Annotated in this window: 12 protein-coding genes and 1 pseudogene; all 13 read right to left on the reverse strand. The window is 61.5% G+C overall.

What is annotated here, in order from left to right:
• A pseudogene (locus Q1L59_RS11425) lies at positions 1 to 476 on the reverse strand (LTA synthase family protein); the annotation flags it as partial.
• Positions 466 to 1,236, reverse strand: a complete 771-nt coding sequence (locus tag Q1L59_RS11430) for an SDR family NAD(P)-dependent oxidoreductase (RefSeq protein ID WP_300332297.1) — start codon at positions 1,234 to 1,236, stop codon at positions 466 to 468. The gene Q1L59_RS11430 and the pseudogene Q1L59_RS11425, both read right to left, overlap by 11 nt.
• Positions 1,223 to 2,713 (reverse strand): glycosyltransferase, encoded by a 1,491-nt coding sequence (locus tag Q1L59_RS11435; protein WP_300332299.1) that lies wholly within the window; start codon positions 2,711 to 2,713, stop codon positions 1,223 to 1,225. The genes Q1L59_RS11430 and Q1L59_RS11435 overlap by 14 nt, the downstream gene beginning before the upstream one ends.
• The gene (locus Q1L59_RS11440) at positions 2,714 to 3,799 is read right to left on the reverse strand and encodes a glycosyltransferase (RefSeq protein WP_300332301.1); all 1,086 of its coding nucleotides are present in this window, start codon (positions 3,797 to 3,799) and stop codon (positions 2,714 to 2,716) included.
• Complete coding sequence (locus Q1L59_RS11445; protein WP_300332303.1) at positions 3,784 to 4,785, reverse strand: polysaccharide deacetylase; 1,002 nt, start codon at positions 4,783 to 4,785, stop codon at positions 3,784 to 3,786. The genes Q1L59_RS11440 and Q1L59_RS11445 overlap by 16 nt, the downstream gene beginning before the upstream one ends.
• Positions 4,782 to 5,738, reverse strand: a complete 957-nt coding sequence (locus tag Q1L59_RS11450) for a polysaccharide deacetylase (protein ID WP_300332305.1) — start codon at positions 5,736 to 5,738, stop codon at positions 4,782 to 4,784. The genes Q1L59_RS11445 and Q1L59_RS11450 overlap by 4 nt, the downstream gene beginning before the upstream one ends.
• A 4-nt stretch (positions 5,739 to 5,742) precedes the next feature.
• The gene (locus Q1L59_RS11455) at positions 5,743 to 6,066 is read right to left on the reverse strand and encodes a hypothetical protein (RefSeq protein ID WP_300332307.1); all 324 of its coding nucleotides are present in this window, start codon (positions 6,064 to 6,066) and stop codon (positions 5,743 to 5,745) included.
• A 106-nt stretch (positions 6,067 to 6,172) separates the two neighbouring features.
• Positions 6,173 to 7,525: a glycosyltransferase gene (locus tag Q1L59_RS11460; protein ID WP_300332309.1), complete on the reverse strand. Its 1,353-nt coding sequence runs from the start codon at positions 7,523 to 7,525 to the stop codon at positions 6,173 to 6,175.
• Between the two features lie 83 nt (positions 7,526 to 7,608).
• Positions 7,609 to 9,114, reverse strand: a complete 1,506-nt coding sequence (locus Q1L59_RS11465) for a methyltransferase domain-containing protein (RefSeq protein ID WP_300332311.1) — start codon at positions 9,112 to 9,114, stop codon at positions 7,609 to 7,611.
• On the reverse strand, positions 9,115 to 9,294 hold the full coding sequence (locus tag Q1L59_RS11470) for a hypothetical protein (protein WP_300332313.1): 180 nt from the start codon (positions 9,292 to 9,294) through the stop codon (positions 9,115 to 9,117).
• 416 nt (positions 9,295 to 9,710) lie between these two features.
• Positions 9,711 to 10,364: a class I SAM-dependent methyltransferase gene (locus Q1L59_RS11475; protein WP_300332314.1), complete on the reverse strand. Its 654-nt coding sequence runs from the start codon at positions 10,362 to 10,364 to the stop codon at positions 9,711 to 9,713.
• A gap of 47 nt (positions 10,365 to 10,411) precedes the next feature.
• The gene (locus Q1L59_RS11480; protein WP_300332316.1) at positions 10,412 to 11,509 is read right to left on the reverse strand and encodes a class I SAM-dependent methyltransferase; all 1,098 of its coding nucleotides are present in this window, start codon (positions 11,507 to 11,509) and stop codon (positions 10,412 to 10,414) included.
• Positions 11,510 to 11,569: 60 nt separating this feature from the next.
• On the reverse strand, positions 11,570 to 16,261 hold the full coding sequence (locus tag Q1L59_RS11485) for a glycosyltransferase (protein WP_300332318.1): 4,692 nt from the start codon (positions 16,259 to 16,261) through the stop codon (positions 11,570 to 11,572).
• Between the last annotated feature and the right edge of the window lie 261 nt (positions 16,262 to 16,522).

The following is a 16,522-nucleotide window of genomic DNA, read 5'->3' on the forward strand; positions in this document are numbered from 1 at the left end:
CCGCCGGCAAGGACGACGAGCGCTGCGCCCAACTGGCCGGACCAGACGAAGCGCTCGTCCGGAATCGCTTCGCCAAGCAGCCCAATCAGCACGGCCAGGACAAAGCCACTGGCCGCGCCGATGAATTTTCCCCAACCTAGGAACGGGATGTAGAGTCGTGGATGGCGGATCGCGTCGGTAAAGTATTCGTAATCCTGGAATACGAAGGGTTCGCGCAAGGCCTTCATTTTGGCGTTGTTGACCAGCACCAGCAGGAGAAGGAAGGCCGACAAGGCAGCGCCGGCGAACCATGGACGGCCGAGGAGGAGTGTCAGCACGGCGTGTGCCGACGCGCACAGGCCAATGTGCAGAGCCCACGCCGAGGCCGGCCGAAGCAGTCGCGGGCGCGGCGTCATCAGGCGCTCGATGACCAACGAGCAAGCGATTGCGCCCGAGCTGGCGACGAGCAGCGCGGTAAACGCCGCGTCAGGCGCCATAGCCGAGCCAGCGCACGATGCGCAGCGAAACGAACGCGGGCAGAACGGCCAGGAACCAGGTGCCGAGATTGAGCGGAAAGGGGAAGCTGATGCGCGCCCGGTTGCGCTCGAGTCCATGCCGGATCGCCTGCGCCGCGTGCTCGGGCGAGAGCAGAAAGGGCTTCGGCCCGGGCATCGCGTCGCACATCGGCGACTTGACGTAGCCCGGCATGATCACGTTGACTCGTATCCCTTCGGGCGCGAGCCAACCGCGCAGCGCTTCGCCGTAGGCCTTCAGGCCGGCCTTGCTGGCGCAATAGGCCGGGGTCACCGGCAGGCCGAAATACGCCGCCAGCGAGCTGACCAGGGCAATCTGCCCGCTGCCGCGCGCGCGCATCGCCGGCAACACGGCGTGCGTGACATGCATTGCCGCCTGCAGGTTGATGGCGAGCACGGCTTCCACCTCCGCCCAGGCTTCGGCCTCGCCAGCCGGGCCGATGTGGCTGTTGACGCCGGCATTGACGATCACCAGATCGAGCGGCCCAAGGCTGGTCAGCCAGTCGTGCAAGGCTGAAGAATCGCGTACGTCGAGATTGCGCGTTTGCACCGCGGCGCCGCGCGCCAGACACTGCTCGGCGACTGCGCCCAGCTTGCTCGCGTCGCGGCCATGCAGGTGGAGCGTCACGCCCGGACGCGCGTAAGCCTCGGCCAAGGCGGAACCGATCGCGCTGGTCGCGCCGGTGATCAGGATTCGTCGGCCCTCGCTGTCAGGCGCCGGCATGCCCTCGCCTCTCCCGCCACGACCAATGGAGGACCATGCCGAAACCGACGCAGACGGTGAGGTTCAGCGGCACCAGGAAGTAGTTCCCCTGCCGCCAGGCAAGGACGATGGCCAACACGGAATAGATAAAGGTGAACACCTCGCCGGCAAACAAAAGACGATTGATCCGTGGAGTGCTCGCCTGGCGCTCGTCCGCCCCCTTCGGCGTCCGGTGAAACTCGCCGTGCACGCCGCCCAGCGCACGCAGGCCGCCCGCAAAGTAGTACCACGCCATCGGCAGGAACATGGCGACATAGCGATAGGTATCCCAGAGCGTGCGCACGACGCTTGGCGCCTGCGCAAGGCGGGCACCCCGGTGCGCCCCGAAGGCATTATCCAGCGCCCAGATCGCGACCAGCACGAAAAAGCCGCCGGCGACCCAGGGCATGCCCGAACGCCCGAAGTCGAGCAGATAGTTGAGCGGCAGACTGAGGAGGACGAGCAGGTAGATTGCGGCGAGGAGCAGCGACGAAAACATCGTCGAGATTGCGTGCAGGCGCTGGATCAGGGGCATGCGTTGGCGGAACATCTGTCCGACGTGTTTGCACGCGCCGTGGATCAGACCGCGCCCCCAGCGTTCGCGCTGCACGCGAAAGGCGCTGACCGTCTCGGGCAGCACCGACAGCGAGATTACCTGCGGCAGATAAGCGTACTTCCAGTCGCCGAACTGCGCCCGGTAGCCGAGATCCACGTCTTCAGTCACGGTGGACGCGTTCCATCCCCCTAAACCTTCGACACAGGCGCGCCGCCAGACGCATGAGCTGCCACTGAGCGAGGCCATACCGCCGTCCTCGCTCAAGCCGATGGTGACGTATTGCTGGTGCCCCATCTCCATCGCCTGAAAACGCGTCAGGAACGAGGCGTCGCGGTTCTCGTAGGCGATTCCGGTCTGCAGGAAACCCAGAGCGGGGTCGCTGAAACAGGGAATGGTCTGCAGCAGAAAGTCTTCCGGCGGAACGAAATCCGCGTCGAAAATGGCAACGAACTCGCCGTTCGCCTGGCGCATGCCATGCCGCAGATTTCCTGCCTTGTAGTCCACGCGCTGCGGTCGACGGAGCAGCCGGACATCGATGCCGCGTGCTGCGTGCGCGTCGACCGTGGCCTGGGCAAGCTCGCTGGTCGCATCCGACGAATCGTCGAGCACCAGGATCTGCAGTGCGCCGGCCGGATAGCGCAAGCGACACGCGGCGTCGATCAGGCGCTGCACGACGGCTGCTTCGTTGCAGATCGGCAGCAGAACGGTAACCGGCGGGCTGAAGTTCTCGGCGCCGGCGGCCGGCGCTGGCGACAGCTCGCTCAACCGGCGCCGTTCGACCCGGCGCGATATGAACAGCACGCGCAGTTCGAGCAGCACGTACAAGGCAAAATAGACGACGACGAGCAGAAAAACGGCTTGCGCGCCGACCGACAAGCAGGCCATGACGGTCGACAGTTGCATTCAGATGCCCAGCGCGGCGCAGATCTGTTGCAGCCGCTGTTCCCAGGTATGGTTCTGCCGCACGAAAAGTGCCCCCGCCTCGGCCCGCGCCAAGTCGTCGGCCGAAGGGCCATGGCGCAGGCGTGCGAACAGCTCGCGCGCCTCGGCGCGCGTCGCGACGACGTGGCAGAAATCGCGAAAGTGGCGGTCTACCGCGCGGCTCGGGTTGGTCACGGCAATCCCGCCGCAGGCCAGAATCTCCAGCAGACGGCGCGAAAACATCGTCGCCGACCCGGTGACCGAGTTCACGTTGAGCGACACCACGTGCGACTTGTAGACCTGCGCCGTCTCCTGGTGCGGCACCTTGGCGTGCAGGCAAAGCTGCTTCTTGCGTGGGAAGCTGAACTCGAAATGACGCGAGAGGCGATCGTGGTTGCGGTCGAAAACGTTCAGCCGCAGGTTGCTGTCGTCGCAGGCGTCGAACACCATGTCGAGGAAGAGCCGGCGATCGTTCAGAATGCGGCGGTAGTAGCTGCCGGTGAAACACGCTTCCGCGCGGGTGAAATTGAAGCCGGTGAAGTTGTGGAAGGTCGGCTGGTAGGGCATCGCCAGCGTGCCGACCGAAACATGCGCGGGCACCTTCTGGCGATAACGTTCCAGGCAGTCCTCGTCGGTCGTGAACACGTGGTCGAAGACCTGCGCAACATCGATGAAGGCGTCGAAGAACGCGCCGTCGTCCTTGTTCCAGAAAACGCTCGGGATGCCGCGGCTTCTCGCCCGTTCGACCAGGCGATAGATGGCCTTCGGCTTGTCCAGACGCAGCCAGCCCGGCTGCTTGGCCAACTCATAGCGCCAGGCGCCGTGCGCGCCGTGGAAGGCCGATTCGACGAAGAGCAGGTCGGGCTTCCAGGTATCGATCACCTCGGCGAAATTGGCCGGCGTCAGCGCGCGCACCCGACACTCGGCCGACAGGCAATCGCTGGTGAAGTAGTCGGCGACCAGCGCGAGCTTCAAGCGTCCGAACTCGCCGGGCCGCTCGACATCTTCCGCCACCGTCGGATACTTGTAGACCAGCGAACCGAGGCGCCGAATCACTCTGCCGACCATGCAGCGCCTCCCCAGTGCCTGGCATTGTCGGCCGCCGGTGCCAGCTCGGCCCGCGCCAGGTCGACCGTGTGCGTCGCTCTGATCTTGCCGCTGGCATAGAGATCGAGGAAGTCGGCAGTCGTGATCACGTCGTAGTCGCGGGTCAGGCGCGCGAGCAGCCTGCGATAGCCTTCCAGCCGACGATCGTCGCGATACGTCGCATATCCCTGCGCGTCCCAGTAGAGCAAGGACCACGAGTGGAGCAGAAAGACCGAGAAGTGCGGACTGCCACTGAACGCGTTCAGCAGGAGCTTTCCCCACCACGGACGAAATTTGAAATAGCTCGACTCGGGATAGGTCAGGCGCGCCCACCAGTTCTCCTTGCCGATTCCGGGGAGAATTCTCCTTTCCGTCATCGGCACTTCGATCACACCGTTCGACCACAGGTAAGGATGGTTGGTCGGTTCGCTGTACGGGCACTGGCCGGCGTGCATGGCGTACATCGAGTTGTTGAACGACAGCGGAATGTCGGCCGCAGCGAGGGCGCTGATCGTGCACGCATTCCAGCGGAACGAACCGGCTCGATGCGCCCGGATCGGCTTGCCGGTGACGCTCGAAAGAAGCTGCGCGAAATACGCGATGACCAGTTCGGCGCGTGCCGCATCGGTGTACTTGTTCATGTGTTCCGGGCCGGATTCGAGTCCGCGTGCCGTCCAGAAGTCTGCCGGCAGATACTCCGGATGCGTGTGCAGTTGAACGTCCTGGCCGGCCCCGTCGAGCCAGCGAACGACCTCGTGGATCTCGTCGAGTTGGTCGTAGGCGCCGCATTGATCGACGAAGAAGACGTGCCTGACGGCGAATTCGCGCCCGATCGAACACAGTTCGCGCACGCCGGCGCTGCCCTTGTCGTGCTTGCCCCACATCAGCCGCTTCACGTGCTCGGCACTGGCGCGCTTCGGCAGAGCCTCGACGTCGACCGTGACCAACGCATAGCGCTGCTTGTTCACGCTGGCAACTCCGCCCGCGCGAGATCGACCGCTGGCGCCAGCGGAATCTTGCCGCGCGCGTGCAGATCGACGAAATCCCGCGCCGTAATCACGTCGTACTCGCTCGCCAGGCGCGCCAGCAGCTTGCGATATCCCTCCAGGCGTCGCTCGTCGCGGAAAGTGGCATGGCCATGCTCGTCCCAATGCAGCAGCGACCAGGAATGGAGCAGGACGACGGAGAACTGCGGCTTGCGCCGCAGAGGATTGGCCAGGAAACCGCCGGCGCGTTCGAGCAAAGGAAAACGGCTGGCTTCCGGATAGGTCAGGCTGACCCAGGTCTCTTCCTCGCGGCCGACCGACAGGAGCTTTCTTTCCGTCAGCGGTACTTCGATCACGCCGTTCGACCAGGCGAAGGGCAGGTCGGTCGGTTCGCTGTACGTGCATCGCCCGGCACGATAAGCGCGCATCGAATTGTTGAACGACAAGGGAATGTCGATCGCCCGCAAGGCGCGAATCGACGACGCATTCCAGCGCAAAGAGCCGGCGCGATAGGCGAGAACGCGTTTGCCGGTGAGTTCGCCAAGCTGCCTGGCGAAGTGCCCGATGAGGAACTCGGCCCAGTCGTCCTGGCGGTAGGCGTTCATGTACTCCGGGCGGAAGTCGAGGCCGTTTTCCGTCCACACCTCGGCCGGCAGCACTTCCGGATGCATGTGCAACTGGACATCCTGACCCTGCTCGTCGAGCCAGCGAACGACCTGGCGCATTTCGGCCGGATGGCGATAGAGGCCGCACATGTCGACGAAGAAGACGTGCTTGAGCCTGAACTCGTCGCCAATCGCGCACAGTTCGCGGATTCCGGCGCTGCCGTGCTCATGCACACCCCAGATCAGGCGCGCAACGTGCTCGTCTGGCGCGCGTTTGGGCAGCGCTTCGGTATCGACGGTCAGCATCGCGTAGCGCTCGCGTCCAGCCATTCGATCAGGCCCCTTGCTCAAACGCGGTGTGCGCGCGCACGACTTGCCACTGCGCACTCGGCAGCCAGGCAGAGTCGGCGCCGGCCGGCGCTTCCGCGAGCGACTTGTGATTCGCCGTAGCAGACGGCTTGCGCAGGAAAAAGACGTTCATGCTTTGCCCGGTCACCGCGTCGTGCCCGGTCACCAGGCTGACCTCGAAGAACCTGGCGAAGAGGTCGATCGCATCGTCCAGTCCATGGCGGCGAGCGCTGCCGACGCCATGTTTCTCGTCGTTTGCGGCGCCATCGTGCGCCATGACATCGAGCGCTTCGATGTCGAAGGAAAGCAAGGCAGTCGGTCTCCTCGAGCGCGCCGCACCGCACGTCGGCAGCCCCACAGGTTGACGCCACACGCCAGCATGCCGGGCGCGATTGTCGACCAGCGCAGCACGTCGGCTAAGCACGCGCGTGGACATTCTGCGCCTCGTCGTCCGCGCTCGGCAGCGCCTGGCCGACAAAATCGCGCCAGCAGCGCTGGCTGACCGCGTAGGCCCGGGCGCGCGCTCCGCACGCGGCCAGCGCCGGGCGATCGGCCAGCGCCAGTTCAATGACGCGCGCCAGATCCGCCGCGTCGCCAGCGCGGAAAAACCAGCCGGGCGGGCTTGCACCCAGTTCGTCGCGAAAGACCGGTAGGTCGGGAACGATCACCGGCTTGCCCATCGCCAGCGCCTCGACCAGCTTGATCGGCGGAATGATCTGGCACACCTTGAACGGCTTGCGCGGGATGCAGACCAACGCGCAGCGCGCCAGGCACTCGCGTGCGGCGGCCGGCGGGATCTTGCCCAGGAAGCGAATGCGCTCGCCCAGACGCAAGCGCTCGACCTGGGCCGTCAGTTGCGCGCGCGCCTCACCGTCGCCGATCAGCGTCAGGCTGAGCGGGTTTCCCTTCCTGACCAGCAGATCGACGGCGTCGATCAGCGTGTCCAGACCCTCGTAGCCGATCAGCGAGCCGGCGTAGCCGATCGTCGCCGCTTCGACGATCGCCGGATCGGCCGGCCCAAACAAGGCCGGATCGACGCAATTCGGCAACAGCGACATGCGCTCAGGGGCAATTCCCCAGTGCTCGCGCGCGTAGCGGCCAAGCTGCTCGGAGATGACGAACAGCCGGTCGGCGTGGCGGGCGACCAGCCCTTCGAGCTGCAATCCCTGCTTGTAGGCTTGCCCGCGTTCGTACTGCGGCATGCGCGAAATCCGCGTCAGTTCCCACAAGCCGCGCATTTCGTAGTGGAAAGGCAGGCCGAGTTGGCGCGCGGCGAGCAAGGCCGGCAAGGCGTTGACGTGGTTGGACGCGGCGTGCACGACGGCGACGCGCCGGCGTGCGGCAATCTCGGCGACGACCGGAGCAGCCTGCAAAGCGTATTGCAGCACCGGGCGGTTGTTGCCCGGCCGGCTGGCGTGCTGGTAGCGCACCGTTTCGACGACGGTTTCGGCGACGCCTTCGTCCACCGGCGCGGCGCACTGGCGGTCGCTGCGGTCCCACGGGTAACCGGGACGAGTGAGCGGATGCACATTTGCGCCTGCCGCGCGCAGCGCCCGGATCACTTCGTGCGTGCGCGTCGTGTAGCCGCTGATGTGGTAGGGCAAGGCACTTGCCGCAACGTAGAGCACGCTGTCCGGCTCGCGCGCATACGGCAGCCGGCGCGCGCGCGCGCGCAGGCGCCACTGCAGTACGGCACAGGTCAACACGCGATTCGCTGCCAGCCAGGGCTCACTCAGCAGGCTCGACCAGGGACGGGCAAGCGTGCTCATTTCATCCCGGTCGTTACTGACCGGCTGCGCTCGGGTTGGCAACCGGCAGCGGCTTGCCGGCGGCGCTCGCGAGGCTTGCCCATTTATCGCTTCCTCAACAGGAAAATGTTCATGCTCTCGTTGCTGACCGAGTCGATCCCGGCAACGATGCTCACCTCGAAGAAGCTGGAGAACAGGCGCACCGCATCGTCCAGGCCATACCGGCGATAGCTGCCAACGCCATACTTCGCGTAGTTCTCGGCGCCGTAGTGCTCCAGCACGTCGGACAGCGCGGTCGTCGCTTCGCCCGACCGGTAGGGAATCGTGATCAGGGCGACTCCACCCGGCCTGAGAATGCGCTGAATCTCGGCCAGCGCAGCACCATCGTCGCGCACGTGGTTGAGGACGTGCATGGCCAGAAAGCAGTCGAAACTTTCCGCTGGAACCTCATCCATATGCTGGATATCCATCTGAAAATCGGTTTCGCTGACGGGCCGAATGTCGAAGTTCTGCAGCTCCCAGGCGCGCGCCAGGATCGACAGCTTTTCGACCGAGTTGGCAAAGCAGGCGAGCACGCGGCGGCCGTCGAACGGATTGCCCACCTTGTTCAGCGCATCGACGACCTGGCGATGACGAGCGCGCGAACCGCAGCCAGGGCAGATATCGGTTTCCTGCCGAACAAAGACAGCGTCGCAGACTGTGCAGACGACCGCTCGTGCCGCTTCGGTACGCACCGGCGTCGAATAGAAGTGCTTGATCACGACCAGAGGCAGATCGGCGTCAGCCAGGTACTCGGAATAGCCGAGCACCTGCGTATTGGTCGCCAGATGCTCGCAGATCTCGCGCAATCGGTCTTCATGTGCGGGGGCCACCGCGTGGAAGACGTCGCCACCGCTACGCGTGAGCAATGACCACGAGTGCAGCGTGAGGTTGAAGGTCTTGATCTGCTTCCGATCACGAACCCGATCGTACCAGCCGTAGTACTTCGCGACATCGAACGACAAAGGTTCGGGGGAAAAATCGACCGGAATTTCGCATAGCCCGCCACCCCAGGAAAAGGGTTCGTTCGCCTCACCGTTGCCGACGACGGCCAGCATCTGCGCATGCCGCTGGGCGTTGAAATTGCTCAGGCAGGCGAAGCCCGCCTGGCGGGCCGCCGACACCGTGTGCTCGTTGAAGCTGAACCCGCCGCCACGCAGAACGAGCGCCTTGCTCCCGAAAAGCTGGCGAAACTTGAACTGGGCAAAGTTCACCAAGTGCTGATTGAGTTCCGCGTCGAGCTGGTTCAAGGCGGGCGGCCCGACATACTCACCTTTGATTCCCCACTTCCTGACTACCCATTCGGAATGCAAATGGGCGTGCAGCTCATGGCCCTCACTGAGCAGATAGCGGCCGATCTCGCCAATCACGCGGTCGCCATAGAGCAAGCAGCCGGAGAGGTCGATGAGAAAATTGGCCTTGAGCCCGTACTCGCGGAGAATTCGGCATATTCGCCTGATCCCGTACTCTTCCCCGTTCAGCCTGCCCCACACCAGCGTATCGATCGGATCGGCCGCAGCCCGACCGGGCAGCGCCTCGACATCGAAGGACAGAAATGCGCTCGGTTTCATTCACAACTCCTTGTTCACGAACAGCGCGAGTTCCTGGCGAACCGGCATCGCTGCCGCACCTTGCGCGCGGCGCGCGGGTCCGTGCAAGCACGCGCCATCGTCCTGCACGCGGACCCTTTGCGCGGCCATCGCAGCGCCTTCTTCCGGCGCCACCAGCCCCCAATTTTCTCCAGTCAGCATATCGGCATGTCTCTCACCAAACCTTGCGGCAGTCCTTCTCCTGTGGTCAAGTTGCGCTCCGACGCGAACGGGTGAGCGGACACCAGACCCAGAGCCGGATTACCCCTTCCTCGACCTGCTGCATCAGCATTTGAACAACCGGATCGCCCAATCCGGGCGACCTCGCGAACAGACCCGCTATGGGAATGACTGTGCATGCCGATTTTCACGTCCGGATAAAGCGACACACGATCTTCAACCGCGATTGGTAATTGATACCAAAACTACAGCAAAAGGCGGCTCGACTTGTACATGACATCATGCCGCCAGACGTCTGTACTGGCCATTCCGTATCCTCGAAGCGCGGATGAACCGGCGCTTAGCCGGATTTGTCTCGAACGCGTGTGATCCGCATGCGCCGTTATCCTGGCATCAGCTCAGCGCAAAACAACCCAACCGATCTGCCCAAATTCGGCCCAGGAGTGAACCGAGTCGTGGTTCTTGATATCGCTCCATGCCTCGTCCATCTCGGTTGAGTAGCCGGCAACGTCATCAAACAGCAGAAGCGAGCCGACGCGAGCCTTCTGAGAGATGTCCGTGAAAAACTTGAGTGTCGGCTCGTATTCGTGCTGCCCGTCAATAAAGGCCATATCAATCACGGGAGACTCATTGAGAACCTCGTCGAGAACGTCGTAGAAGAGACCCGCCGTATATTTGACGTTATCGAGTCCGAGACGCAGGTGCATTTCCTTTGCGTGCTTCACCTTGTACGGGGAAGCATCGACCGTATGAATAAATCTGCCGTTACCCAAAGCCTTTAACGCAGCGGCGATATACGCCGTGCTAATTCCAAGGTTCATGCCCAGCTCGAGCACAAAGTTCGGCTTCTGAATGATGCATAGATTGTAGATAATCTGCAACGTTTGCCAAGTCTCGGATGCCCGCACGACCGACGCAATCGTATCGGTCGCAGAATCAAATGCCCCCTTTTCCGGAAGGCTCCCATCCATCAGGGGCCGGCTATCCTGATCCCAGGCACGCTTCTGTTCTTGTATCTCAACCAGTTTCGTTTTTCCGAATCTCTCTTCCATGACGCAACCTTTTCAGTATGTGGATCGGTGGTAGACAGCGAATGAACTCAGAAGTCCGCGGATCGATGGCGGCACAAAGCGTAGACCGGATCTGCAATCGCCTTCTTTGGATCGTTCGAATCAAACTCCAGGACTACCTGCAAGGCGTGCGCTTTCAGGTCATACAATGGAAACAAGCCGAGGAGCTTCTCATTTTTTCGGTAGTATTCTTCGTCAAACGGCTGTGAGATGACATGTTCCCATGCCACATAGAATCCGAGTTGGCGGAAATACGTCAAATAGTGCGAGTGCGTAAGTCGGTTGCACCAGAAATACCACGGTAGTTCATCAACCCCAAGTGCCGCCTGAATTTCCGCCACTGAGTGAGTAAGGTGAATCCACGGCTGTTTCAGTTCGTGGTACAGATGGCTCAGCGTTGGCGCACCGCCGAGATACGCATGCAAGTACTTCTTGCCGGTAGCCTTCAGCATGTATTGGCATTGCTGCAAAGCGGCATATGGATGCCGCATATGTTCCCAAACGACGTACGATATGATGCGATCAAAGGCATCCCGCCCCAATAACGGATGCCCCTGCTCAGGCAACGCCGATATATCGGCCTCAATGAGGTCCAAGTTATGATGCTTCATGGCTGACCAGGTGTCGTATCCTCTCACTTCGACGCCAACAACCTGGCACCCGTATTCCTCGGCCAAGACATAGGCGAGATCCCCATGCCCGCATCCTATCTCCAGAACCTTCTGGCCGCGCAATCCCATCAACCTGTCTATGCGACTCGCTCGCTCTCTGGCGCGCTCAAGGCGGCTCTTATCGTCGTATAGCAATCTGACAACGTCGTTCGGCTTTGCTGATGTTGAATTCATAGTGACCTCGCGTTGGAGTAGCTGCCTTCGCAGCGAACTGATAGGATCGAGTGATGCAGGGGAACACTCAGGATAGGCCAAAACCTCGGTGCTGACGAGCTCGCAATCGTACTCTGCTGCCAAAACCTTACAGAAGCCGTGACCGCAGCCGGCCCCGATAACGCTTTGACCTTGCGAGCCTACCAACTTGTCGACGGTACTCGCTCGTTCTCGCGCGCGGCCGCTGGCGCTCTGCTCGTTGTAGCTTGACCTTGCTTGCGCCACCAGTTCACAGCTGGACATGAGGGGCTCCGTAATCCTGGCAAGGTTTCTCTTCTTTCGATGCTCGGCGACTGACGACGATCATTCGGTTTTCGACAATAGGAAGACGTATTCGTGGGTATTGCTGATTTCGTCAAACCCTCTGTATTTCGAAACGACAAAGGACTTCGCGAACAATCGAGTTGCATCGTCCAAACCGTAGCGCCGGTAAGTTCCAACGCCAAACTGAGTCAAGGCTTCTTTGCCGTAGTGCTCCGTGATGTTTTCGCATCGCTCTGTCGAGGCGCCTTCCCGACATGGAATGGTAACCAATGCGAAACCACCTGGTTTCAATACCCGGTGAATCTCCTGAATCGCCTTGGCATCGTCTTCCACATGATTCAGCACGTGGATCGCTACGAATGCATCGAAACTGCTGTCCTCGACCTTATCCATCGCCTGAATATCCATCTGTATGTCGGCATAACCCAGAGGGCGGACATCAAAGTTCAAGACGGTATTGGCCTTTCCGAGAATGGCTTGCTTCTCCACGGGATTGGCGTGACACGCCAACACATCGCGGCCGTCGAAGGGGTTGCCTATCTTCGTTAGCACGTCGAGAATCTGACGATGACGAGCACGAGATTCGCAGCTTGGACAAACATCACTGCTCAGCGGCTTTCCATAGCTCGCACTGCAAACGCTGCAATGGACGATCGCCTCGCCGCTGCCGCCCGGCGCCAGTATGCAGCGATTGTCGTTCGCCAACCTGATGTCGCTGTTCGCGGACAGGAATTCCTCGTACCCCATCGGCCTGCTATTGGCCTTCAGGTGCTCGCACATTCTGTGCAAGCGTTCCTCATGTTCAGCCGAAAATCCGACGAAGTATCCATTGGCGTCCCGCGTCAGCAACGACCATGAATGCATCGTCAAGTTGAAGGTTTGCAGCTTCTTTCTGGACAGCATACGTTCAAAGCTACCCTTATAGACCGCCCAGTCGTGGCTCAATGGTTCCGGAGAGAGATCAACCGGTATTTCGATTAGCCCGTTTGCCCACTGAAATGGCTCATTGTTGACGACTGCCTGATCTTCACTTTTCCAGGCAGCCGCGTGCCGGGCACTGTTGAAGTTGCTGCAGGCCTTGAAGCCTGTCGCTTTTGCTGCAGCCACGGTCTCCGAATTGAATTTGTAGGCACCCGCGCGGAAGAGGACTGGGGAGCGTCCGACAAATTGGCGGTACTTGAATGCGGCAAATCGCAGCAAGGAGTCGCTCAGTCGGTCATCAACGAGGTCCATTCCCACTGGTGCATCCGACCAGTTCTTGTCCGACAGGCCCCATTTTCGGATAACCCATTCGGAATGCAGGTGAACATGCACCTCGTGCTGCTCAGAGATCAGGAAGTCAATAACCTCGCGGACCGCTTTGTCGCCGTATAGAAGGCACGCGGAGAAGTCGACCAGGAAATTTCCCTTGATCCCGTACTCTTTCAGAATTTGACTGATTCGGCGAATGCCAAACTCTTTGCCGTCGAACCGCCCCCAAACCAAGCGCCCCAAGGGGTCTTCCTCAGCGCGCCCTGGCAGCGCCTCGACATCGAACGAAAGAAAAGATACCGGTCGATTGCTTGCTCTTGCTTCGACTGCGCGTTGGAAGAACCGGATTTCCTGATCGGTGACGAGCCGTGACGCACGGCCTGCGATTACTCGTTCTGCCGCGCCTTTCGACAGCCGTTTGAACAACTCTGGGGACTCATACAATCTCTCCATGGCACTGGCCAACTCGACGGCGTCTTCTGGAGGAACGACGATCCCGCTGGTTTCATCGACGAACTCCGGAATTGCCGCAACAGAGGTGGTGACGGGCACCAGACCGGAGGCCATTGCTTCGTCGCGAGACACGCCGTGCGAATCCCATCTCGTTGGCACAAGGAACACGCCGTACTCCTTGTGCAGCGCGGCTATTTCCGCGTGCGTCAGGAAGCGCTTTTCGACCTGGACATTTGGGAACTTCCGTAAAGGCTGAAGCGTCTCTTCAAAGAGCTTTCCGTCCCCGATCATCCGAAACTCCATGTCACTGAAACATCGAGATTCGGAAAGCTTCAGAAGCGCGGCCACGCTCAGATCGTTGGCATACTGGCGGGAGGCGTACGGTCTGACTGAAAGGACACGCTTGCGCTGCTCGGCGGGTTTTGTCTGATACGAAAAGAGCTCGGTATCGATAGGATTGTGGATGACTGTGTACCGGTCATCGGGCAAGCGGAAGCCCAGGTCTTCGAATACTTCTTCAGCAAAGTACCGGGAAACAAAGACAAGCTTCAGATTCTGGGGCATCGGGTTGAGAACGCGGTGCCAGAAAGCCGTGCGCAGCTTGCTTTCCCGCATCGCTTTTGCACGTTCCTGTTCGTCCCGATAGTTGTACTCACGCCGATGCCACGGTTGGATTTCTGCCCCGTGGACCCAGACAGTAAGTTCGAGCTCCTGATAGTGCTCAAGCACCTCCCACATTTCTTCGGACAGGAAGTGCACCATGACTCTCTTGTAGCGTCCGCCCTCAAGCAGTTTGCGCAATGCAGGCTGCCCACCGGTGACCACATCCACGTTCTCGAACTCGTGGTAGCAGGTAGGCACATCGCGACGCAGGCGGAACACATCCACAATCACTCCGCGCTTGCGATATGCGCTCACGCGGCTATGGACAAAGGCGTTGCGGTAGAGATCATCGTAACTCGGGTAATGGTTGGTGAGCAGCAGGGTGTCGCTGCGCCCCAGCAGCCGCGCCGGTTCCAGCTTCACATGCCCCCACAGCAGGTACCTCAGGGTCGTCGTTCCACTGCCCGAGATACGCCAGCCGAAACGGACGAACGCGGTTTCCGGCGGAATCTGCGCCGAGTAGTTGCGATTGCTGACGTAGATGAGATGACTGATCTTCTGTTTCCGCGCGTCGAGAAAGACGAAGACATACTGGAGGTCGAGGCCAGGACTGGCTGCGAGGTGGGTTTCCAAGGTCCGACCGACCGGCAGTGCGCTGAGGGGCAAATCCTCGCGTGCGTAGAGATACTCGTGCTTGCCGTCAGGCAGCGACGAGCACACCGTGAGGCCGGCCGCTTCCGCCTGGAAGCTGATCTGAGGGTGCTTGACGCTGCTGTGCAGCTCGCGCAAGCGACTGGCGCTCCATTTCGCCAGGTTGCTTTCATCGAAACTCGCCGGCGGAATGTTTTCCGCGGCGAGCACGAGTTCGTCGATGCTCACTCCGGTGTCGAGCGGCAGATCGTCGACGCGCCGTCCGAGCTCGCTTGGATCGCTCGCCTGGCGGCCGTTCCGGCAGTAGTTGAAGGGGTCGATCGCCAGACCCGGCGGGCACCACGCTTCGCCTTCCGGCGGCTCGAGCCAGCGCAACAGGAAAGCGTCGCGCGGCAGCGTATCCGCGTGCACCGCGCACGATCGGCGCACCAGGCGAACGGTTGGCCGATATGCGGTGTCGGCCTCGAGCAGACGAATATTGCCCTCTACAAGAGCATGGTGTGCCGCCTTGCCGATCACCCGAGCGTCGCTGTAGCGCGTCGCGCACGCCAGGTCGAGCAGATAGTTCGGCCCGTAGTAGTCGTCAACCGCCATCGGCGCCAGCCATTCGTCGGCCGCGACCAAGTCGCCCAGGCGCGCCTGCGCCGCCTCCTGCGGCGTGAGAATGCGGCCTGCCGCGAGTTCCTCGGCCGTCAAGCCGGTCATCTGGACGTTCGGCGCGAGCGCGACGACCAGCCGCTTGCCGGTGTGGGTCTGCCTTCGAAAGTTGTCGATCAGCCAGCGGCAATCGTCCGCCGAGCTGACGCGTGCCGCAACGACCATCGACGGCAAGGCGTGGCTGCCGCGCCAGCCGAGCGCCTTGCACGCCGCGTAGGCCAGTCGGTGCTGATACGTATGTTCCAGCATCACCTTGCGCAAGCCGGCCAGGCGGAGCTTCTCGCCCTCGTCGCCAGACAGGTTTTGCAGGCGGTTGACGATCTCCTTGCCGCTGTCGCTGGCGATGACCAAGTCGCCGAAGAGCAGCCGAACGCCGCGTGAGAAGTTGCTTACGGTGATCGTGTTCGAGCCGAGCAGCTCGTACACCCGGCGCGCGAACATCGTTTGCGACTGCTTGATCGAGTTCAGGTTGATCGCGTAGCGATAGCCCTTATACGCCTTGTCGATCTCGCTGAAGGGCAGCGTACCGACGATATACGGTTGATACTTAGGCGGAAACTGGTAGTTGGCATCGTCCTTGCCGAAGTTGCGGTCGAAGATCTCGAGCGGTTTGAACTGCGGGAGCTCGGCGACATAGGTTTCGAGGTCGCGCGTCCGTTCGGGGTAACGAACGTAGTAGGCCCCGGCGAAGCAGAACGCATCCTTGCGTGCATAGAGCTCGAGCGGATTGTGCATCTTCGGCTGGCAGGCAAAGGGGAGCAGGTAGACACGCGAATGGCCGAGCGCCGCCTTGTAGCGGGCAATGCAGTCGATATCGGTGGTGAACACGTGATCGAACTGCTGCGCCGTGGTCAGAAAGGTTTCGAAATGGATCGGATCTTCCTTGTTCCAGAACAGCGTCGGGACTTGTCGGCGGCGGCACCACTGCAGCACCGAACGCAGCTCGTTGCTCAGCGCGCCGATCTTGCGGTTCCAGAGTTCGTCCTTGCCGCGCCAAGCCGACTCGACGAAGAGCAGATCCGGTTCGAAACCGGCCAACTCAGCGATCGCCCCCTGCGGCGTCAGCGCGAGGAGATTGCATTCGGGCTGGTAGCTGTGGAAGGTGAATTCGTCCATCACGCAAGCCACCTTGATCGCTTGCAGGGGAAGCTGCGAACAGTCGCGGCGGCCCTGGCTGCTCAGACGCTTCTCGCAGAGCGCGATGTTGGCCGAAAAATACTTCTCGCCCAGACGGCTGGCCAGTTGGCGGTAGAGATCGAGCGCCAGATGGTAGTTGCCTTGGGAAAACTCTTTCGCCGCCTGACGGACGATCGATTGCTGCAGCGACATGGCGTGCATTCCCCTTTCTATTTCGTTGCTCAAGCGGCGAACGGCGCC

Origin of the sequence: Accumulibacter sp. (genome assembly GCF_029255125.1) — a bacterium.
GTDB lineage: Bacteria > Pseudomonadota > Gammaproteobacteria > Burkholderiales > Rhodocyclaceae > Accumulibacter.